Origin of the sequence: Flavobacterium cheonhonense, from assembly GCF_035671315.1 — a bacterium.
In the GTDB taxonomy this organism is placed as follows: domain Bacteria; phylum Bacteroidota; class Bacteroidia; order Flavobacteriales; family Flavobacteriaceae; genus Flavobacterium; species Flavobacterium cheonhonense.
Map to the genome: position 1 here is coordinate 1043439 of NZ_JAXAVY010000001.1, position 21336 is coordinate 1064774.

Below are 21336 nucleotides of genomic sequence, written 5' to 3' on the forward strand. Positions count from 1 at the left end.
AAAAACGCAAACTTTCAATTGCTTGTTTTCTGATATTTAATCCCTATGACGAAAAAGTATTTCACAATAGTATTACTGGTTGTTTTGATGGTTTCCTGCGATAAGAAATCCAAGGTGGAAAAAGCGGTTGAAGCCATTCCGGTTGCCTTGAAAGTAGACCGTTTTGATCAAGCTTTTTTTGAAGCCAAACCAAACGAGTTGGCCAATTTAAAAGCCGAGTACCCATTTTTTTTCCCCGAAGGCACGCCGGATGCGGTCTGGATTGATAAAATGCAAAACAAAGATTGGCGAGCATTGTATGCTGAAGTCCAAAAGAAATTCCCGGATTTTAACAAACAAACTACTGAGATAGAGGACTTGTTCAAACATTTCAAATACTATTTCCCGGAAACGGTGATGCCTAAAATTTACACTGTTATAGCCGAAATGGATTATCACAACAAAGCCATTTATGCCGACGATAAATTAATTATCGCTTTGGAGCTGTACTTAGGGAAGTCGCATCAATTTTACACTTTTCCGGAATATTTGAAACAAAATTTTGAAGAGCGCCAAATGATGCCGGATATCGTATCAAGTTTTGCTGTTCGAAAAATTCCGCCGCCTACAGAGAAAACCTTGTTGGCCAATATGATTTACTACGGCAAGGAACTTTATATGAAAGATATTATGCTGCCGGATTATACAGATGCCGAAAAAATGGGATATACGCCGGAGCAAATTACTTGGAGTCAAGAAAATGAAAGTTACATTTGGCGCTATTTTATAGAAGAAGATTTGTTGTTCAGTACCGATGCCAAACTAGAGAATCGTTTTGTCAACATGGCCCCGTTTTCCAAGTTCTATCTCGAAATTGATAATGAATCGCCGGGTAGAATAGGACAGTGGATTGGATGGCAAATTGTCCGCTCCTTCATGGAAAATAACGAAGTGAGTTTGCAGGAAATGCTAAAAATGGATGCCAAACAAATCTTCGATAGATCAAAATATAAACCTAAGAAAAATGAGTAATACCATCAAATCCGAAATAAAATTCAACGTTGAACTCGACGAAAACAGAATTCCCGAAAAACTCACATGGACGGCTCAAGACGGCGGTGTTGAGCAAGAAGAAGCCAAAGCCTTGATGTTGTCTATTTGGGACAGCAATGCGCAAGAAACCCTTCGTATTGATTTGTGGACCAAAGATATGCCGGTAGATGAAATGAAAAAGTTTTTCCATCAAACCTTAGTGGCCATGGCAGATACGTTTCAACGAGCAACCGGTGATGAAAAAATGGTGGATACTATGAAGGATTTTTGTGATTACTTTGCGGAGAAAATGGAGTTGAAAGGGTAGCGTTTATAATTCGCCACTTTTAAACACCTGCGCATTGACATCGTCAATAAAAGCCAATAGCTCATCTCTTCCAGTGCTCTCCAAAGAAGAGGTTACAAAGTGCTGTGGCATTTCTTCCCAATTATTGGCTAACAATGCTTTACGGTAAGCTGCAACATGCGCGTCAATTTTACCGCGACTGATTTTGTCGGCTTTGGTAAAAATCAGGCAAAAAGGCACTTCGATTTCGCCTAAATAATTGATGAAATCCAAGTCGATTTTTTGCGCCTCTAAACGAATGTCAATCAGCACAAAAGCACAAACCAATTGTTCTCTTTTTTCAAAATAATCGGTGATGAATTGCTGAAAAACATCTTTGGTTTTCTTAGAAACACGCGCATAACCGTAACCCGGCAAATCGACCAAAAACCAATTCGAATTGATTTTAAAATGATTAATCAACTGGGTTTTTCCCGGTCTTCCTGAAGTTTTAGCCAAATTTTTATGATTGGTCAGCATGTTAATCAACGAAGATTTTCCAACGTTGGAGCGACCAATAAAAGCGTATTCCGGCAATGGTTCTTTCGGACACTTGCTGGCGTCGGAGTTGCTGATGATAAATTCGGCAGTATTAATTTTCATAGTGTTTCGGTAAAAACAAAAAAGTCCAAAACGGACTCTTTGTAAATTATAAATGAACCTCTTTAAGCCACTCGTCTAACAAACGATTGAACTCGTCCGGATGTTCCATCATGGCCGCATGACCACATTTGTCAATCCAATACAAAGCCGAATTCGGCATCAATTTATGAAATTCCTCTGCCACTTGAGGCGGTGTTACTTGGTCGTTTCTTCCCCAAATCAAGCAAGTTTTAACGTGCATTTTAGGTAAGTCTTTGGCCATATTATGACGGATTGCGCTTTTGGCTATCGTTAAAGTTTTCAAAACTTTAATGCGATCGTTGACTACAGCAAAAACTTCATCTACTATTTCTTTGGTGGCTACCTTAGGGTCGTAAAAAACGGCTTCTGCTTTTTGTTTGATGTATTCATAATCTCCTCTTTTCGGATAACTGTCGCCCATGGCGCTCTCGTAAAGTCCGGAACTTCCGGTTAACACCAAACCCGCCACTTTTTCAGGGTACATTTTAGAATGGTACAAAGCAATGTGTCCACCCAATGAATTGCCCAACAAAATAACACGGTCAAATCCTTTAAAAGTGATAAAGTCTTTCACGTATTTGGCAAACGCTTTCACGTTGGTTTTCAGAATGTTTTGAGTGTAAATAGGCAATTCGGGAATGACAACTTTGTAACCTCTTTTGGAGAAATAATCGGCTACCCCGTTAAAGTTACTCAAGCCGCCCATTAATCCGTGTAAAACAACAATAGGCGTGCCTTCTCCGACTTCAAAATAGGTATATCTTCCTTCTTTTTTAAAATTTCCTTCCATGTAATTTTTTGACTTTTTACCTCGGCAACAAATATATGATTTTATACCTAACAATTATGGTTTACCACTAATATTTCCGTCTTGAAAGTTGATTTTTCAATCGCTTTTTTCAAAACAGCAACCTCAATTTTTAGTTGACTTATACTCTGTTTTTTTAGCTCAAAAAATTAATTTTTGTCAACAATATAGCTAATAATGAGTTTTTTATCTCTTTTTTTCTGTTCCTGTTCGGATTTGTTAAACAATCATCAATAATTACCAAAAGATGGCTGTCGGCGATTTTTCTCGGAAAATGGCAGTAAGTGGTAAAACTTATTAACAAAGTGGTAGTTTGTGGTAAATTGTGGTAATAATTTTTATATTTTTGCTGATAACCAAAATAAATAGCAATTGAACTCCATTATCGGAACATATGAATGCAAAGTTGATGCTAAGGGAAGACTGATGATTCCTTCGGCTTTGAAGAAGCAACTGGCTAATTCTCTTCAAGATGGCTTCGTCTTGAAGCGTTCTGTGTTTCAGCCTTGTTTGGAACTTTATCCAATGGCAGAGTGGAATTTAATGATGCAAAAAATCAATAAGCTTAACCGATTCGTAAAAAAAAATAACGACTTCATCCGCCGCTTTACAGCTGGTGTAAAAATGGTTGAAGTTGACGATTTAGGCCGATTATTGATTCCGAAAGACTTAACGACTTTTAGTCAGATTTCAAAAGATATCGTGCTCTCGTCAGCCGTAAACATTGTGGAGATTTGGGATAAAGATTTGTATGAAAAATCGATTGCCGGTGACGACATTGATTTTGCAGATTTAGCAGAAGATGTAATGGGAAACATAAATGACGACAGCGATGGAATATCATAACCCGGTTTTATTATACGAGACTGTAGATGGTTTAAATATTAAGCCTGATGGCATATATGTCGATGTGACTTTTGGCGGTGGTGGTCATTCCAAAGAAATTTTGCGAAGACTCGGACCTGATGGAAAGTTGTTCGGTTTTGATCAGGATGAAGATGCTTGGAATAACGCCTTGCCGGATGAACGGTTTACTTTGGTTCAAGAGAATTTCAGATACATCAAGCGTTTTTTGAGATTTCATGGGGTGAAAAGCGTAGACGGAATTTTAGCCGATTTAGGCGTTTCATCTCACCAATTTGATGTGCCGGAAAGAGGTTTTTCCACTCGATTTGATGCCGACCTCGATATGCGAATGAGCAAAAGAAACGAGTTGGATGCTTATAAAGTCATCAACGAATACGACGAAAACAACCTGAAAAGAGTGTTTTTGGATTACGGCGAGTTAAAAGTAGCGCCGGCTTTGGCCCGAACCATAGTAGATGCCAGAGAGAAAAAAGACATCAAAACGACCGAAGAACTGAAAACGGTTTTGGCAAAATACCTGCCGGAGAAAGTAAAAAATAAAGTCTTGGCTCAAATCTATCAGGCCATACGAATTGAGGTAAACCAAGAAATGGAAGTGCTCAAAGAGTTCTTAGAGCAATCGCTTGAAATATTGAAACCGGGCGGCCGCTTAAGTGTTATCTCTTACCATTCGTTGGAAGATCGTTTGGTGAAGCGCTTTATGAAAAACGGCCTTTTTGAAGGCGAACCGGAACGCGATTTCTTCGGAAACTTTTCGGTACCGTTCAAATTAGTAGGAAAGTTAATTGTGCCGACAGAAGCCGAAATAAAAATCAACAACAGAGCACGAAGTGCCAAATTAAGAATAGCTGAAAAAATTTAATCCGATGAAAAAAGGTGTTTACAGCATTTTAAAAGCTCGGTTTTTAGTGAATGAAGATGCTACCAAAAATTGGCGTTTCATCGTGTTTTTGATTTTACTGGCCATTTTGATGATTGCCAACGAACACCGTTACGATCAAAAAATCTTCAGAATCGCCGAGCTGACTAACGAAGTCAAAGAATTGCGTTCTGAATTTGTAGACAAACGTTCGGAATTAATGAAATTAAAGATGGAATCGACCATTTCCGAAAAAATGAAGGAGCGAAATATTTTCCCTTCATCGGTTCCGCCACAAAAAATAAAAATTAAAAAACCAATAGAAAAAAGTTTCTTTCAAAAGCTATGGCAGTAGAAGATAAACATATCTCTTACCGTATTTACCTAGTGGCTTTCTGCTTGTTTTTGATGGCTTTGGCAATTACGTTTAAACTCACTAAAATTCAGTGGGTGGAAGGCGATCATTACCGAAAACTGGCCAAAGAACGAACAGTGAAAAACTTTGTCATTCCGGCGAATAAAGGCAATATTTATTCGGCTGACGGAAGCTTATTGGCAACATCAATCCCTAACTACAACATCCGTTTCGATGCGGTAGCACCGAAGTCGGAGGATTTTGAAACCAACGTAAAACTTTTGGCTGATTCACTTTCCGTAATGTTAGGCAAACCAAGTGGTTTTTACCTAAACCAACTCAAAACCGCACGGGCAAACAAAAATCGCTATTTGTTAATCGCCAAAAAGTTGAGCTATACTCAGTATGTGAAAATTAAAAGTTTTCCATTGTTCAATTTGGGGGCCAACAAAGGCGGTATGATTACGGAACAAAAAACGGTACGCGAACATCCTATTGGGAAAATTGCCGAGCGAACTATTGGTTATGAAAGAGAAGACGAAAACGGAAAGTTAGTCGGGAAAGGCATCGAATGGTCGTTTCGCCATTACTTAAATGGCAAAGACGGTAAAGTCTTGAAACAAAAAATTGCCAAAGGACAATGGAAACCTATACGTGACCAAAATGAAGTAGATCCGCAAGATGGTTATGATGTAATGTCAACTATAGATGTTTACATCCAAGATATTGCACACCATGCTTTGTTGAAGCAGTTGCAAGAATACAAAGCCGATCACGGTTGTGTGGTGGTTATGGAGACCAAAACGGGTAAAATCAGAGCCATTTCTAATTTGGGAAAACTAAGAGAATCCGATTCTACTTATTTTGAAACCACCAATTATGCTATTGCTGAATCTCACGAACCGGGTTCTACTTTCAAGTTGGTCGACATGATTGCTTTATTGGATGACCAAAAAGTCGATACCAGTAAAGTGTATAATACGTTTGGTGGAGTAATCGATTACCGCGGCAAAAAAGTGAGAGATTCTCACGAAGGCGGTTATGGTAGTATCTCTTTAGGCAGAGGTTTTGAGGTGTCTTCGAACACTGTTTTAGTACAAGCGGTTTACGAAAATTACAAAAACAACCCTAAAGAATTTGTAGATCGCATCGATCGTATGGGCTTAAACAAACCACTTGGATTACCCTTCCAAGGTGAAGGTAAACCATACATTCCTCAGCCGGGCGACAAACATTGGAGTGCGATTTCCTTACCATGGATGGCTTTCGGTTACGGAGTTTCGGTTACGCCTTTGCAAACACTAACGTTGTATAATGCGGTAGCGAATAACGGTGAAATGGTAAAGCCACAATTTGTGTCCGAAATCAAAGAATGGAACCGAACCATTAAAAAATACAATAAAGAAGTCATTAATCCGAGAATTTGCGCACCTGAAACGATTAAGAAACTAAAAGCAGTATTGACCAATGTAGTCAAAAAAGGAACCGGATCTAAGTTGTATTCTAAAGATTTTTCGATGGCTGGAAAAACCGGAACTGCTCAAGCCAATTACGGTAAAAACGGCGGAAGCGAGAAGCATTACATTTCATCTTTCGTAGGTTTCTTTCCGGCAGAAAACCCTAAGTATTCTTGTATCGTAGTGGTGCACAAGCCAAATACTTCCGGGAATAATTATTATGGTGCCGATGTAGCTGGTCCGGTATTTAAAAGAGTAGCGCAAAAGATCTTTACGGATGCGCCATCCACAAACGAAATCAAAAACTTGAATAAAAAAATCGGCAAGCAAGAGAAAGCTTATGCCGAGTTTGAAACCAAAGCCAATTCCGAATCCAAAGTTGTCCCGAATGTAAAAGGAATGAGCGGTATGGATGCTGTGGCACTTTTAGAAAATATGAAAATGAAGGTTAAAGTCATCGGCTTCGGCAAAGTGAAAAGACAATCCATCCAACCGGGCTCAGCCTTAACCAAAAATCAAATCATCATACTCGAATTATCGTGATTATTTTAAAAGACATATTATACAGAGTAGCTATCGAAGTCGTTAAAGGTTCGACCGAAATGCCTATACACAAAATCGAATTTGATTCCAGAAAAGTGGAAGAAAACGATGTGTTTGTGGCCATACGTGGTACGGTTTCTAACGGACATGACTTTATCGAAAAAGCCATCAACTTGGGCGCTACCGCTATTGTTTGCGATACATTGCCGGAAGTTATCGTTACAGGTGTGACTTACATTCAGGTAAAAGATACCAATACGGCTTTGGCTTATTTGGCGACCAATTATTACGGTAATCCGTCGCAAAATCTAAAGTTAGTAGGCATTACCGGAACCAACGGCAAAACAACGATTGCTTCGCTTTTGTACCAATTGTTCCAAAAAGCAGGTTACAAAGTAGGCTTGTTGTCTACCGTAAAAATTATGGTGAATGATATCGAATACAAAGCCACCCACACGACACCGGATTCGTTAACCATTAACCATTATCTGGCAGAAATGAATGCCGCCGGTGTAGAATATTGCTTTATGGAAGTAAGCTCGCACGGGATTCATCAAAAACGTACCGAAGGCTTACATTTTGCCGGTGGTGTATTTACCAACTTGTCACACGATCACTTGGATTACCACGCAACGTTTGCCGAATACCGAGATGTGAAGAAATCATTTTTCGATCATTTGCCTAAAACGGCTTTCGCCTTGACGAATGTTGATGATAAAAACGGAGCGGTAATGTTCCAAAATACTTCCGCCAGAAAGTTAACGTATGCCTTAAAGTCGTATGCCGATTATAAAGCCCAAATCTTGGAAAACCAATTGTCCGGCTTGTTGCTAAAGATTAATGAAAGTGAAGTTTGGGTGCGATTGATTGGCACTTTTAACGCCTACAATTTATTGGCCATTTATGGAACAGCAGTTGAACTAGGTTTGGATAAGTTAGAAGTATTGCGATTGTTATCTGAATTGGAGAGCGTGTCCGGAAGATTCCAATACATCGTATCCGATCAAAAAATTACGGCGGTAGTTGATTATGCGCACACACCGGATGCTTTGGAAAATGTAATCAAAACGATTAACGACATCCGAACCAATAATGAACAATTGATTACAGTGGTAGGTTGCGGTGGTGACAGAGATAAAACCAAAAGACCAATCATGGCGCACATTGCCAGCAGCATGAGCAATAAGGTCATCATCACTTCGGACAACCCAAGAACAGAAGATCCGATTGACATTATAGCCGATATGGAAAAAGGTGTTGAGCCGCAAAATCAAAAGAAAACCTTGTCCATAGTCGACCGTAAACAAGCCATTAAAACCGCTTGTCAGTTGGCCGGACCAAACGATATTATCCTAATCGCCGGAAAAGGACACGAAACCTACCAAGAAATTCAGGGCGTTCGCCACGATTTCGACGATATGAAAATTGTAAAAGAACTATTAGAACAGCTAAATAAATAAACCTATGCTATATTATTTATTTGAATACCTCGACAAAACTATGGATGTGCCCGGAACCGGGGTATTCCAATACATTACGTTTCGCTCGGCTTTGGCCTTAATCTTGTCGCTGATGATTTCTACCATTTACGGTAAAAAAATCATCAACTTCTTAAGAAACCAGCAAGTTGGGGAAACGGTGAGAGAGTTAGGTTTAGAAGGCCAAACCCAAAAAGCAGGAACGCCAACAATGGGTGGTTTAATCATCATTATCGCTACGTTGATTCCGGTGATTTTGTTAACCAAGCTCAATAATATCTACATCATCTTGTTGATAGTAACCACGCTTTGGATGGGAACCATTGGTTTCATCGACGATTACATCAAAATCTTCAAGAAAGACAAACAAGGTTTAAAAGGGATTTTCAAAGTAATCGGGCAGGTTGGACTCGGATTAATCGTAGGTTCTGTATTGTACTTCCATCCGGGTGTAACTGTGAGAGAACGTTCGAATACGCCTATCACTTTCAATCAAACGCAAAATGTCATCACCCAAGCACCGGTGGAGAAAAAATCAACGACCACGACTATTCCGTTTGTTAAAAATAACGAGTTGGATTATGCTAAAATCATCGCTTGGACAGGAGATGGTTACGAAAATTGGGCGTGGTTGGTATTTATTCCGATTGTGATTTTCATCATCACAGCAGTGTCTAACGGAGCCAATTTGACTGACGGAATCGACGGTCTGGCCGCAGGAACATCCGCCATATCCGTGCTCGCACTAGGGATTTTTACCTTCGTTTCGGGGAATCTTATTTTGTCGAGTTACTTAAATATTATGTACATCCCGAATTCGGGTGAAATGACGGTTTTCATTTCTGCATTTGTTGGAGCGCTAATCGGATTTCTATGGTACAACTCCTTTCCGGCCTCTGTATTTATGGGCGACACCGGAAGTTTAACCATAGGCGGAATCATAGCCGTATTGGCCATTTCAGTTCGCAAAGAAATGTTATTGCCGGTGTTGTGTGCCATCTTCTTTGCCGAAAATTTATCAGTAATCATTCAGGTGGCTTATTTCAAATATACCAAGAAGCGTTTTGGCGAAGGCCGACGGGTTTTCCTAATGTCACCTTTGCACCATCATTACCAAAAGAAAGGCTATCACGAAAGTAAAATTGTAACCCGATTTTGGATTGTAGCCATCTTATTAGCCATTGTTTCTATTGTGACTTTAAAATTGAGATAGCATGAAGCGATTGGTTGTACTGGGCGGAGGCGAAAGTGGTGTGGGAACCGCCATTTTAGGAAAGAAAGAAGGCTATGAAGTATTCGTGTCCGATTTCGGAAAGATAACAGAGAAATACAAAAACGTTCTTACACAATATAACATCGATTGGGAAGAGGAAAAGCACACGGAAGCTTTGGTTCTAAATGCCGATGTAGTGATGAAAAGCCCCGGAATTCCGGACAAAGCGCCAATGGTAAAAAAATTGGTTGAAAAAGGAATACCGGTCATTTCTGAAATCGAGTTTGCTTATCCGTTTACCAAAGCGAAAACCATCGGGATTACAGGAAGCAACGGTAAAACAACTACCACCATGCTAACGTATCATTTGCTCAAAGAAGGCGGACTGAACGTAGGTTTAGGCGGGAATATCGGGAAAAGCTTTGCCTGGCAAGTGGCCGAAGAAAACTACGATTACTACGTGTTGGAATTAAGCAGTTTTCAGTTGGACGGCATCATCAATTACAAACCGGACATTGCGTTGTTAACCAACATCAGTCCCGATCATTTAGACCGATATGAGTATAAATATGAAAATTATATCGCCTCTAAATTCAGAATCACAATGAATCAAACGGAAGCTGATTTTTTCATCTATGATGCCGATGACGAAGCGATAGCTGAATGGTTAAAAAACAATAAAACAAAAGCACAAACTATACCTTTTTCGTTATCAAAAACTTTTGAAAACGGAGCCTTTATTAAAAACGACGACACTATGGACATTATCATCAACAACGAAGAATTTGAAATGAAAACCGCTGACATTTCATTGGAAGGAAAGCACAACATGAAAAACGCTATGGCCGCTACTTCTGTAGCCCAACTGATGAAGATCAGAAAGCAAACCATACGCGAAAGCTTGTCGAATTTCCAAGGCGTTGAACATCGTTTGGAAAAAGTACTCAAAATTCAAAATGTACAGTACATCAACGATAGCAAAGCCACCAATGTCAATGCGACTTTCTTCGCTCTCGACAGTATGACGGTACCAACCGTTTGGATAGTTGGTGGTGTGGATAAAGGAAATGACTACAGCGAGTTGATGCCTTTGGTGCGCGAAAAAGTAAAAGCCATCATTTGTTTGGGCTTAGATAATAAAAAAATCATTGATGCCTTCAGTGACGTAGTTGATATGATGGTAGAAGTGGATAATATGCGCGATGCGGTAAACACGGCCAAACACTTAGCGGAAAAAGGTGATGCGGTTTTGTTGTCACCGGCTTGTGCCAGCTTTGATTTGTTCCAAAACTATGAAGACAGAGGAAACCAATTTAAAGCTGCTGTTAAGAATTTATAATCTAAAATATTAGATATTAAATATCAAATATGACAAATGATGAATTTAAAAATAGAACCAAGCAATTCTCTTTGCTCATATTAAATCTAGTAGAGAAAATGCCGATTTCAATTTCATCAAGAGTTGTCATTAATCAATTGGCTAAAAGTGCAACTTCTGTCGGTGCAAATTACAGAGCCGTATGTAGAGCAAGAAGTGATAAAGAGTTTGTAGCAAAATTAAATATTGTTTTAGAAGAAGTTGATGAAACACAATTTTGGCTTGAAATTATAACTGAAATGAATTGGTTAAGCAAATCAGAATTAGAGTTTCCTTTAAAAGAATCAAGCGAATTAGTTGCGATTTTTGTCTCAACCCTAAAAACAGTAAATAACCGATTGAACAATAAATGAATATTTAATATTTAAAATTTAATATCTAAAATTAAAAATGAAAGAACTCATTCACAGCTTAAAAGGAGATAAAGTCATCTGGGCCTTCGTGGCCTTGTTGGCGCTATTCTCGTTTATGCCTGTGTTTAGCGCGAGTAGTAATTTGGCGTACATGCGTCATGGTTCGGGGAATGCTTTAACGTACTTGCTCAAACACGGCGCTCAAGTTTTTGTTGGGTTTTTTATTTTATACAAAATTCACAAAGTACCGTATCACTATTTCAGAACCATTTCGCGTGTAATGTTACCGGTGGTTTGGGTTTTGTTGATTTATACTTTGGTCAACGGAAAGGTAATTCAAGGCGCTAACGCCAGTCGATGGATTCAAATTCCGTTTATCGGGATTACCTTCCAAACCTCGGCTTTGGCTTCATTAGTGCTCTATGTTTTTGTAGCTCGCTACTTGTCGAAAACCCGTGAAACGCCAATAACCTTACAAAATTCGTTGTGGGAATTATGGACGCCTGTTTTTATTACGATCGCCTTAATCTTACCGGCCAACTTGTCTACTGCAGCCTTGATTTTTGCAATGGTAGTGATGTTGGCGTTTATCGGAAAATATCCAATCAAGTATATTGGAGTGATTTTAGGCGCCGGTATTGTTGGACTGACCTTTTTTATTTTGGTAGCCAAACAATTTCCGGATGCGTTTCCGAATCGTGTGGATACTTGGATCAATCGTATCGATAATTTTACCACAGACAAACCCGATGAAGACGATTACCAAATCGAAAAGGCTAAAATTGCTATAGCGTCAGGTGGTGTTTATGGTCTCGGTCCCGGAAAAAGTGTGCAAAAAAACTTTTTACCGCAATCATCATCCGACTTTATCTACGCCATTATAGTGGAAGAATACGGCTTGTTCGGTGGTATTTTGGTGTTGAGTTTGTACTTGTTGTTGTTGTTCCGATTTGTAGTCGCTGCACACAAAGCCAATTCGCTTTTCGGAAAACTCGTGGTTATTGGTTTAGGTTTTCCAATTGTTTTTCAAGCGATGACCAACATGGCTGTAGCGGTGGAGTTACTGCCGGTAACCGGACAAACTTTGCCACTAATCAGTAGCGGTGGTAGTTCTATTTGGATGACTTGTTTGGCGCTGGGGATTATTTTGAGTGTGACCAAGAAAGAAGAAGAAATTGCCGAAGAGTTAGCTGAAAAACAAAAACGAGAAGACGCTTTACAACGCATGATAGACAAACAATTGCAAGAGGAAGAAGCGGCTGAAAAAGCAGCGGAGCAAGCCGAATTGGAAAGTTATTCCATCCAAGAAGATGCCAATCCGTTGGAACCTATTTTGAAGAAAAAGTAAATGAAAAAGTTGAAATTCATAGTAAGCGGCGGCGGTACAGGCGGACATATTTATCCGGCTATTGCCATTGCCAATGAGTTAAAGTCTCGATTCCCGGAGGCGGAATTTCTTTTTGTAGGTGCAAGCGATAAAATGGAAATGCAAAAAGTACCGCAAGCCGGTTATAAAATCGAAGGCTTGTGGATTGCAGGTTTACAACGAAAATTGACGTTGCAAAACATGCTGTTTCCTCTCAAACTCATGAGCAGTTTGTGGAAATCGAGAAAAATCATCAGAAAGTTCAATCCCAATGTGGTTATCGGTACCGGCGGTTTTGCCAGCGGACCGTTATTACAGGCGGCGAATAGTATGAATATTCCAACGGTGATTCAGGAACAAAATTCTTATCCCGGCATCACCAACAAATTGTTGAGTAAAAAAGCGAATGCGATTTGTGTCGCTTATGATAATTTGGAACGCTTTTTCCCAAAAGAAAAAATGATCTTAACCGGTAATCCGGTACGTCAAGATTTACTTGATGTTGACCATAAAAGAAGCGAAGGCATCGGTTATTTCAAATTAGATTCCAATAAAAAAACACTTTTGGTTTTAGGCGGAAGTTTGGGCGCCAGAAGAGTGAATCAATTAATAGCGAAAGAACTCGATTTTCTATTGGCTAGCGGAGTACAAGTTTTTTGGCAATGCGGGAAGTTGTACTACGACGACTACCAACATTTCAATGAAAGAGAAAATGTTCAAGTAGTAGCATTTATTGATAAAATGGACTTGATTTATGCCGCTGCTGATGTTGTTATTTCTCGTGCGGGAGCATCATCGGTATCCGAATTGTGTTTGGTAGGAAAACCAACTATTTTTATTCCGTCACCCAACGTAGCCGAAGACCATCAAACCAAAAATGCCAAAGCCATAGCCGATAAAAACGGAGCGGTTTTATTGCGTGAAACTGAATTGGACGAGCAATTTGAAACTACATTTTCCAAGTTGTTAGCCGACGAAAATTGGCAGCAGGAATTGAGTCAAAATATTAAAAAATTGGCCAAGCCTAACGCCACCAAAGACATAGTAGAAGAAATAATTAAATTAATAAAGTAAACTCAGCCACTCAGTAACTCAAATGAATCTAAACCAAATCCATAACGTCTATTTCATCGGCATCGGGGGCATCGGGATGAGTGCCTTGGCGCGTTATTTCCAAAACATTGGTAAAAAAGTTTCGGGCTATGACAAAACCCCGACTATGTTAACCGATGAGTTGAAGGCTTCCGGTATGGACATTCATTTTGAAGACAATATCAACTTAATTCCAAAAGAATTTTATGTCGAAAATACACTGGTAATCATCACGCCGGCTGTTCCGGTGACGCATTCGGAATGGAATTATTTTTTAGAGCGAGATTACGTGGTTAAAAAACGCGCAGAGGTTTTAGGAATCATCACCAAAGATACTTTTTGTTTCGCTGTAGCCGGCACACACGGAAAAACTACTACTTCCAGTATTTTAGGCCATATTCTTTACGAAAGTGGTGCCGATGTTACTGCTTTTTTAGGCGGAATTGTCGAAAATTACCATTCCAATTTAATCGGCAGCGGCAAAACCGTTACCGTAGTGGAAGCCGATGAATTCGATCGTTCCTTTTTGCATTTGCATCCGGATATTGCTTGCGTGACTTCTATGGATGCGGATCACTTAGATATTTACGGCGATGCTACCGCCATTGAGGATTCTTTTAGAGAATTTGCCAATAAAGTAGCCGATAAGAACCAACTTTTTGTCCCAAAAGGGTTGCCGTTAGAAGGGTTAACTATCGGTATTAATGAAGAAGCAACCTATAGCGCTTTCAACATCCGAATTGAAAACGGGTTTTATGTTTTTGATGTGCAAACGCCTTCAGAAACCATCCGTGATTTGCAGTTCGGTTTGCCCGGAAGACACAATTTGATGAATGCCTTGATGGCTTTAGCAATGTCTAAGACTTATGGAACCCCAACCGAGTCCATTGCTAAGGCCTTGGCTTCATTTAAAGGAATCCAACGCCGATTTTCGTATCAAATCAAAACTACCGATTTGGTTTACATCGATGATTATGCACACCATCCAACCGAAATCAACGCCGTGCACCAAGCGGTTCGAGAGTTGTATCCGGGTGAAAAAGTGCTGGCAGTATTCCAACCGCATTTGTTCAGCAGAACCAAAGATTTTGCCGATGATTTTGCCAAAAGCTTATCGCAATTCGACGAAATTTTGTTGTTAGATATTTACCCGGCCAGAGAATTGCCTATGGAAGGGGTAACGTCAAGTTGGCTACTTTCCAAAATGGAAAATCCCAATAAAAAATTGGTTTCTAAAGGCGATTTGATTCCGACTATTTTAGAAAATTCGGCTAAAATAATTGTCACAATCGGCGCAGGAGATATAGGTGAATTAGTTCCGAAAATTAAATTGGCGTTGTCATGAAATTGCTGACTTGGACAAATATTAGATTACTGTTGATGATTTTCGTTGTCATCTTCCTGTTTTCGTTCACTTCGCACCGAAATGCCATGCGAAAAATTGTGAAAACCGAAGTGGTTTTTGTAGGTGAAAACAGCCTTTTTTTAAAGCCTGAAACGGTTAATAAATTGTTAATAGAAAAAAATCAGGACCTAAAAACTATCAATAAAGATGGTTTAGATTTGAATAAATTGGAGAAAACTGTAAGCAGTCATCCAATGGTCCACAAAGCAGATGTTTTTGTCAGTGTTGATGGGGTTTTAAAAGCAGTGGTGGAACAAAAACAACCGCTGGGTCGCGTGTTTGAAGAAACGGGTTCTTTTTATCTTGATTATGAGGGGAATAAAATGCCGTTATCTGATAATTTTGCTGCCAGAGTACCCTTAGTTTCGGGCGAAATAACGGCGGTGAAAAAAGAAAAATTAGCGGAAGTTTTGAGAAATATTGCCGAAGATGATTTTTTGAAAAAAAACATTATCGGCGTGCAAATTTTGTCTAACGGAAGCATGGTTATGGCCAACCGAAATTACGATTACCAAATCGATTTCGGAAGAACCATCAACATTGAAAGAAAATTTAAGAATTATAAAGCCTTTTTTCAGAAGGCTGTTTCTGACAGCACTTTGGAAAAGTACCGAAGAATTAATTTAAAGTTTACCAAGCAAGTGGTGTGCATTAAATAGAAGATTATGGAAAAAGAGAATATTGCAGTAGGGTTAGACATTGGGACAACCAAGATTGTAGCCATGATTGGCAAGAAGAATGAGTATGGGAAATTGGAGATTTTGGGCGTTGGCAAATCCAAAAGCCTTGGTGTGGCTCGTGGTGTAGTAAACAATATCACCCAAACCATTCAGTCTATTCAACAAGCAGTTCTTGAGGCAGAAAATAATTCAGGTTATAAAATAAATGATGTAGTGGTTGGCATAGCCGGACAACACATCAGAAGCATACAACACACGGATTACGTAATTCGAACCAATCCCGAGGAAGTAATAAGCGGGAAAGACATACAATTGCTAATCGACCAAGTTAACAAATTGGCCATGTTGCCGGGCGAAGAAATCATCCATGTATTGCCGCAAGAATTTAAAATTGACGGACAAACCGAGATCAAAGAACCTATCGGAATGTACGGCGCTCGCTTGGAAGCCAGCTTCCACGTGGTAGTCGGACAAGCGTCTTCCATCAGAAATGTGGGCAGATGCATCCAAAGTTCCGGTATCGAATTGTCGGGCTTGACTTTAGAGCCATTGGCTTCTGCCGATGCGGTTTTGAGTCAGGAAGAAAAAGAAGCCGGTGTAGCTTTAATCGATATTGGAGGCGGAACCACAGATTTGGCCATCTTTAAAGACGGCATTATTCGTCATACCGCAGTGGTGCCTTTCGGTGGAAATGTTATTACAGATGACATCAAGGAAGGTTGCTCGATTATTGAAAAGCAAGCCGAATTGTTGAAAGTCAAATTCGGATCCGCGTGGCCTGGGGAAAATAAAGACAACGAAATTGTTTCTATTCCGGGTTTACGAGGCAGAGATCCCAAAGAGATTTCGCTTAAAAATTTATCAAAAATTATCCACGCCAGAGTAGTGGAAATTATAGAACAGGTTTTCACGGAAATCAAAGCTTACGGACACGAAGATCCACGCAAAAAATTAATTGCCGGAATCGTGTTAACCGGTGGCGGTTCACAGCTCCAACACATCAAGCAATTGGTGGAATACATTACCGGAATGGATACCCGAATTGGTTATCCTAACGAACATTTAGCCGGTAACTCGGGCGAAGAAATCTCCAGTCCGTTATTTGCTACCGCAGTTGGATTGGTGATGAACAGCATCGAAAACAACTCTAACAGTGCCTACAAAATAGAGCTGAAAGAAGTAGTAGCCGAAGCCCCGAAAACTGCACCACAACAACCGGTCTTCGAACCGAAAGAAGAGGTGGTCGCAGCCATTGAGCAACCGTTGGAAGTAGAAAAACCGGCAGAGCGCGAGACAGAAAAGCAAATCAAGCGCTCCTTCTTTGATCGCTATGTAGACAAGATCAAAGATTTTTTAGATAACGCAGAGTAAAGAATAACAGAATAAATACCTAACACCAAAATAGTATGATAAGCAACTCAGAATTTGGAAGCATCTCATTTGATTTACCAAAGAATCAATCAAATGTGATCAAAGTAATCGGTGTTGGTGGCGGCGGAAGTAACGCTATCAATCACATGTTCAAACAAGGAATCAAAGGTGTAGATTTCATTGTATGTAACACCGACTCACAAGCATTGCAAAACAGTCCGGTACCTAACAAAATTCAGTTAGGAGTGAACCTAACCGAAGGTCTTGGCGCAGGCGCTAACCCCGACGTAGGACACCAATCGGCTTTGGAAAGCGTGGGCGATATTGAAAAAATGTTGGACAGCAATACTAAAATGGTTTTCATCACAGCCGGTATGGGCGGTGGAACCGGAACAGGTGCTGCGCCGGTCATTGCTCAATTGGCCAAAGAAAGAGATATTCTTACTGTGGGAATCGTAACTATTCCATTCCAATTTGAAGGGAAAGTACGTTCGGAACAAGCGTTGTTAGGCGTTGAAAAATTAAGAAAACAAGTTGATTCTTTGATTGTTATCAATAACAATAAATTAAGAGAAGTGTACGGAAACTTAGGTTTCAAAGCCGGTTTCTCAAAAGCCGATGAAGTGTTGGCTACGGCTTCTCGCGGTATCGCAGAAGTAATTACGCACCACTACACGCAAAACATCGACTTAAAAGATGCTAAAACGGTATTGTCCAATAGCGGTACTGCTATCATGGGTTCTGCTGTGGCTACCGGGGACAACCGTGCCAAAGAGGCTATTATTACCGCTTTGGATTCTCCATTGTTAAACGATAATAAAATTACAGGAGCTAAAAACGTATTGTTGCTTATCGTTTCAGGCTCTAACGAAATTACCATTGACGAAATCGGAGAAATCAACGATCATATCCAAACCGAAGCAGGCTACAACGCTAACATCATCATGGGTGTTGGTGAAGACGAAAGCTTGGGCGAAGCCATCGCGGTAACCATTATTGCTACCGGTTTCAATGTAGAACAACAAAACGGTATCGTTAATACAGAAGTTAAGAAAATTGTTCACGCCTTGGAAGACGACCAAAAATTGGTACGCGACTTAACGCAAAAACCGGTTGAAGTATTCCAAAATATAGTTGATACACCTAAAGCGGAAACCCCGGAAGAGAAAATCGTATTCGAATTGATTGAAGAAGAAATTCAAGCGCCTGTGGTTGAAACTCCGGCGGCTATCAATGAAAATGAGTTGATTGCCATGAACCAGTTTATCCGCAACTTAGACGTGACTTTCGAAATCGTTTCTCCTATTAAAGATATCGATTTCAAAGTAACCACTCCGGAAGTAAAAGCCATGGACGTAGTAGAGCCAACCAATGTTGTGGAAGAAGAGCAAATCACTTTCACTTTTGACATGCCGGCCGCAGCGCCTGTTTTCGAAAAAATAGAAACGGTAGAAGCTGTAGAAGAAACTAAAATCGTATTCGATTTGTCGGAAGCCAATGAAATTGTGGTCAACGAGCCGGTACAATTTGTTCCGGTAACTGAACTCAACGAAGGCGGTGTAATCAAATATTCTTTGGAAGAGTACATGGAGTTGGAAAACGACTTGTTAAACTCTAAACCGGCCGCTAAAGTAGTGGAAGAGCCAATCGCAGAAGAATTGAACTTTACCATGAAAGTGGAAACCGAAAAGCCGCAAGCGGTAAACTATTTCGACGAAGTATCTCCTATGGAAATGACTATCGAAGAAACGTTGAAACACAGAGCCGACGAACGAAGAAGAAAATTAAAAGAGTTCAATTATAAATTCCACAACAATCCGTCACGCATTGAGGAATTGGAAAAAGAACCGGCATACAAAAGATTGGGTGTTGACCTGTCAAACAACACCGGCAATAACGCAAACTCCAGAATGTCTTTAGGAACCGATAGTAACGACGATTTACAAATCCGTACCAACAATTCGTTTTTACATGACAATGTGGATTAAAAGTTAGGAATAAGAGTTGAGCTAAAGCTCATATACCTGAAGTCCACCGGACTTCCTCCTCTTACTCTCAAATATGATAACGTAGATTAGTCTGCCATTTTTCTAATCGAACAACCCGAAAATTTCCTTGAGATTTTCGGGTTATTTTTTTACCTTCGCAGTGCTTTTTGGAGCGAATGGTTCGGGCAGTTTCAGTAATCCTTATTCCCGCTGTCCGCAGTATCTTTTTTGTTTTGTCACCCTGAGCGCAGTCGAAGGGCTTTTCTCAAAACAAAAAAGTATACTTGCTCCCATCGGGGCTAAAAAGCCAACCATTTTAGCATTTTCTGAAAATCTGATAATCTAACAATCTAATAATCTGAAATATGAGTTTAGAAACCCAAATCATGGACGAAATGAAAAACGCCATGAGAGCCAAAGATACCGTTGCTTTAGAAGCCTTAAGAGCCATCAAATCCGGTATCATCTTAGCCAAAACTGAAGCAGGTGCCGGCGATACATTATCGGCCGACGATGAAATCAAATTATTGCAACGTTTGGTAAAACAACGCAAAGACAGCGCTGCTATTTTCCAACAACAAAACCGAGCTGATTTGGCAGAACCGGAATTGGCGCAAGTAGCCGTAATCGAAAAATTCCTTCCTGCCCAATTGTCTGAAGCCGAAGTAGAAGCTGCAGTAGCGGCCATTATTGCTGAAGGCGGTTTTTCAGGTATGGCCGCTATGGGTCAAGTTATGGGCAAAGCTTCAGCCGTTTTAGCCGGTAAAACCGATGGTAAAACCATTTCGACTATCGTTAAAAAATTATTAGCATAATTGAAAAGTACAAAGTACAAAGTACAAAGTTGGAAGTAGGAAGTGTTCCTTTTAACTTCGTACTTTGTACCTCAAACTTTAAATCGGCTGCGTAGTTCAACTGGATAGAATATCAGATTTCGGCTCTGAGGGTTGGGGGTTCGAATCCCTTCGCGGTCACGAATAAATACAACATCCAAGAAAATGTCCAAGCTCGCTTGAGCATTTTCTTGGATGTTGTATTTTCAAAGCGGAGCTTTGAGGGATGTTGCGCAGCAAAATCCCTATGTCCAAGCTCGCTTGAGCATTTTCTTTGCTCTTGTATTTTCAATCCCGAAGCTTCTGGAGGAGCTTTGAGATTTGAAATTAAAAGGAGGACAGCCGGTGGCTGTCAGGTATTAGAAGAGCGCTTTTGCACTTCTTCTCTTAATTTTAAAGCGGTGCTTTAAGTAATATAGCGGTACCCAAAATTTATCTTCCCATCATTAAATTGCTCAAGTTAACTCTTGGGCTTTTTTTATATCTTTAGCCAATGGAAGTGTTTTTTGCCCTTATAATTTTTTTCGTTCTGGTCTTCCTTTTTTCCTACGTAATAATGTTTTTGTTCACGCTAATGGATGATATCAGTATTACAGTATGGCAGCGACCGTTGTTCATTCACTGGTATTGGTCTCGCAAAACCATAACACCTCAGGAAGCACAAATCATTCACAATCAATTCGACTTTTACCGAAAGCTTTCGCCAAAGCACAAAGCTTATTTTCATCATCGATTGGCTTCTTTTACCGAAAAATATGCCTTTATTTCTCGCAGTGAAGCACCAGTTACCTACGAAATGCAAACCCTGATTGCCGGAACTTATGTCATGCTGACTTTTGGTATGCGCCGCTATCTGGTCGATGTTTTTGATAAAATTCTCATCTATCCGGAAGAATACTATTCCGACTATTCTGAGAATTACCACAAAGGAGAATTTAACCCGCGACTCAAAGCCGTGGTTTTTTCTTGGAAACATTTTACGGAAGGTTATCAAGTGGAAAACGACAATCTCAATTTAGGCATCCATGAGTTTTCACACGTTATTCACCATCATTGTTTAAGTAGCAACGATGGTAGTTCGTTGGCCTTTCGCAAACATTATAATAAATTACGCGAACAAGTGAATCATCCGCCCAATCGCCAACGCTTGATTGACTCCGATTATTTTCGGATTTATGCCTTCACCAATCAGTTTGAATTCATCTCGGTCATCATCGAACATTACTTTGAAACGCCGTCTGAGTTTGAACGCCGATTTCCGGAGTTGTTTCAATTGGTCAGCAAAATGCTCAATCACAAACATTAAATG

Annotated in this window: 20 protein-coding genes and 1 tRNA gene; 19 read left to right on the plus strand and 2 right to left on the minus strand. The window is 40.0% G+C overall.

Annotation, left to right across the window (positions count from 1 at the left end):
• Positions 1–45: 45 nt before the first annotated feature.
• Together gldB and gldC are read left to right on the plus strand one after the other, a co-directional pair.
• A complete protein-coding gene (gene gldB / locus SK086_RS04580) occupies positions 46–1011 on the plus strand; it encodes a gliding motility lipoprotein GldB (protein WP_324690110.1) in 966 nt (321 codons plus the stop codon).
• A complete protein-coding gene (gene gldC, locus SK086_RS04585) occupies positions 1004–1339 on the plus strand; it encodes a gliding motility protein GldC (RefSeq protein WP_290875313.1) in 336 nt (111 codons plus the stop codon). The genes gldB and gldC overlap by 8 nt, the downstream gene beginning before the upstream one ends.
• A gap of 3 nt (positions 1340–1342) precedes the next feature.
• Here gldC and yihA read toward each other — a convergent pair whose 3' ends face one another.
• Complete coding sequence (yihA, locus tag SK086_RS04590; RefSeq protein ID WP_290875311.1) at positions 1343–1960, minus strand: ribosome biogenesis GTP-binding protein YihA/YsxC; 618 nt, start codon at positions 1958–1960, stop codon at positions 1343–1345.
• A 46-nt stretch (positions 1961–2006) separates the two neighbouring features.
• Positions 2007–2771 (minus strand): alpha/beta fold hydrolase, encoded by a 765-nt coding sequence (locus SK086_RS04595; protein WP_324690112.1) that lies wholly within the window; start codon positions 2769–2771, stop codon positions 2007–2009.
• A 390-nt stretch (positions 2772–3161) separates the two neighbouring features.
• On the opposite strand from SK086_RS04595, the gene mraZ reads away from it, so the two are divergent.
• From mraZ to SK086_RS04680, 17 genes are all read left to right on the plus strand, one after another.
• A complete protein-coding gene (gene mraZ / locus SK086_RS04600; protein WP_290875307.1) occupies positions 3162–3635 on the plus strand; it encodes a division/cell wall cluster transcriptional repressor MraZ in 474 nt (157 codons plus the stop codon).
• Entirely contained in the window at positions 3610–4518 is a 909-nt protein-coding gene (rsmH, locus tag SK086_RS04605) for a 16S rRNA (cytosine(1402)-N(4))-methyltransferase RsmH (protein WP_324690114.1), read from the plus strand. The genes mraZ and rsmH overlap by 26 nt, the downstream gene beginning before the upstream one ends.
• A 4-nt stretch (positions 4519–4522) precedes the next feature.
• The gene (locus tag SK086_RS04610) at positions 4523–4870 is read left to right on the plus strand and encodes an FtsL-like putative cell division protein (RefSeq protein ID WP_324690115.1); all 348 of its coding nucleotides are present in this window, start codon (positions 4523–4525) and stop codon (positions 4868–4870) included.
• Positions 4861–6870 carry a penicillin-binding protein gene (locus tag SK086_RS04615; protein ID WP_324690117.1) on the plus strand — a complete coding sequence of 670 codons (2010 nt, stop codon included), beginning with the start codon at positions 4861–4863 and terminating at the stop codon, positions 6868–6870. The genes SK086_RS04610 and SK086_RS04615 overlap by 10 nt, the downstream gene beginning before the upstream one ends.
• Positions 6867–8330 carry a UDP-N-acetylmuramoyl-L-alanyl-D-glutamate--2,6-diaminopimelate ligase gene (locus tag SK086_RS04620; protein ID WP_290876378.1) on the plus strand — a complete coding sequence of 488 codons (1464 nt, stop codon included), beginning with the start codon at positions 6867–6869 and terminating at the stop codon, positions 8328–8330. Before SK086_RS04615 ends, SK086_RS04620 begins: the two co-directional genes overlap by 4 nt.
• A gap of 4 nt (positions 8331–8334) precedes the next feature.
• Complete coding sequence (gene mraY / locus SK086_RS04625; protein WP_290876376.1) at positions 8335–9561, plus strand: phospho-N-acetylmuramoyl-pentapeptide-transferase; 1227 nt, start codon at positions 8335–8337, stop codon at positions 9559–9561.
• A 1-nt stretch (position 9562) separates the two neighbouring features.
• A complete protein-coding gene (gene murD, locus SK086_RS04630) occupies positions 9563–10900 on the plus strand; it encodes a UDP-N-acetylmuramoyl-L-alanine--D-glutamate ligase (RefSeq protein WP_324690118.1) in 1338 nt (445 codons plus the stop codon).
• 29 nt (positions 10901–10929) lie between these two features.
• Complete coding sequence (locus SK086_RS04635) at positions 10930–11292, plus strand: four helix bundle protein (protein WP_324690120.1); 363 nt, start codon at positions 10930–10932, stop codon at positions 11290–11292.
• 37 nt (positions 11293–11329) lie between these two features.
• Positions 11330–12640, plus strand: a complete 1311-nt coding sequence (locus SK086_RS04640; RefSeq protein ID WP_324690122.1) for an FtsW/RodA/SpoVE family cell cycle protein — start codon at positions 11330–11332, stop codon at positions 12638–12640.
• Entirely contained in the window at positions 12641–13732 is a 1092-nt protein-coding gene (gene murG, locus SK086_RS04645) for an undecaprenyldiphospho-muramoylpentapeptide beta-N-acetylglucosaminyltransferase (protein WP_324690123.1), read from the plus strand.
• A 22-nt stretch (positions 13733–13754) separates the two neighbouring features.
• Entirely contained in the window at positions 13755–15095 is a 1341-nt protein-coding gene (gene murC, locus SK086_RS04650; protein WP_290876365.1) for a UDP-N-acetylmuramate--L-alanine ligase, read from the plus strand.
• Complete coding sequence (locus tag SK086_RS04655; RefSeq protein ID WP_324690125.1) at positions 15092–15814, plus strand: cell division protein FtsQ/DivIB; 723 nt, start codon at positions 15092–15094, stop codon at positions 15812–15814. Before murC ends, SK086_RS04655 begins: the two co-directional genes overlap by 4 nt.
• Positions 15815–15820: 6 nt before the next feature.
• Positions 15821–17206 carry a cell division protein FtsA gene (gene ftsA, locus SK086_RS04660; RefSeq protein ID WP_324690126.1) on the plus strand — a complete coding sequence of 462 codons (1386 nt, stop codon included), beginning with the start codon at positions 15821–15823 and terminating at the stop codon, positions 17204–17206.
• 35 nt (positions 17207–17241) lie between these two features.
• Positions 17242–19194: a cell division protein FtsZ gene (ftsZ, locus tag SK086_RS04665; RefSeq protein WP_324690127.1), complete on the plus strand. Its 1953-nt coding sequence runs from the start codon at positions 17242–17244 to the stop codon at positions 19192–19194.
• 365 nt (positions 19195–19559) lie between these two features.
• Positions 19560–20009 (plus strand): GatB/YqeY domain-containing protein, encoded by a 450-nt coding sequence (locus tag SK086_RS04670; RefSeq protein WP_324690129.1) that lies wholly within the window; start codon positions 19560–19562, stop codon positions 20007–20009.
• An 85-nt stretch (positions 20010–20094) separates the two neighbouring features.
• A tRNA-Arg gene (locus SK086_RS04675) sits at positions 20095–20168 on the plus strand.
• Between the two features lie 415 nt (positions 20169–20583).
• On the plus strand, positions 20584–21333 hold the full coding sequence (locus tag SK086_RS04680) for a zinc-dependent peptidase (protein WP_324690130.1): 750 nt from the start codon (positions 20584–20586) through the stop codon (positions 21331–21333).
• Positions 21334–21336 lie beyond the last annotated feature (3 nt).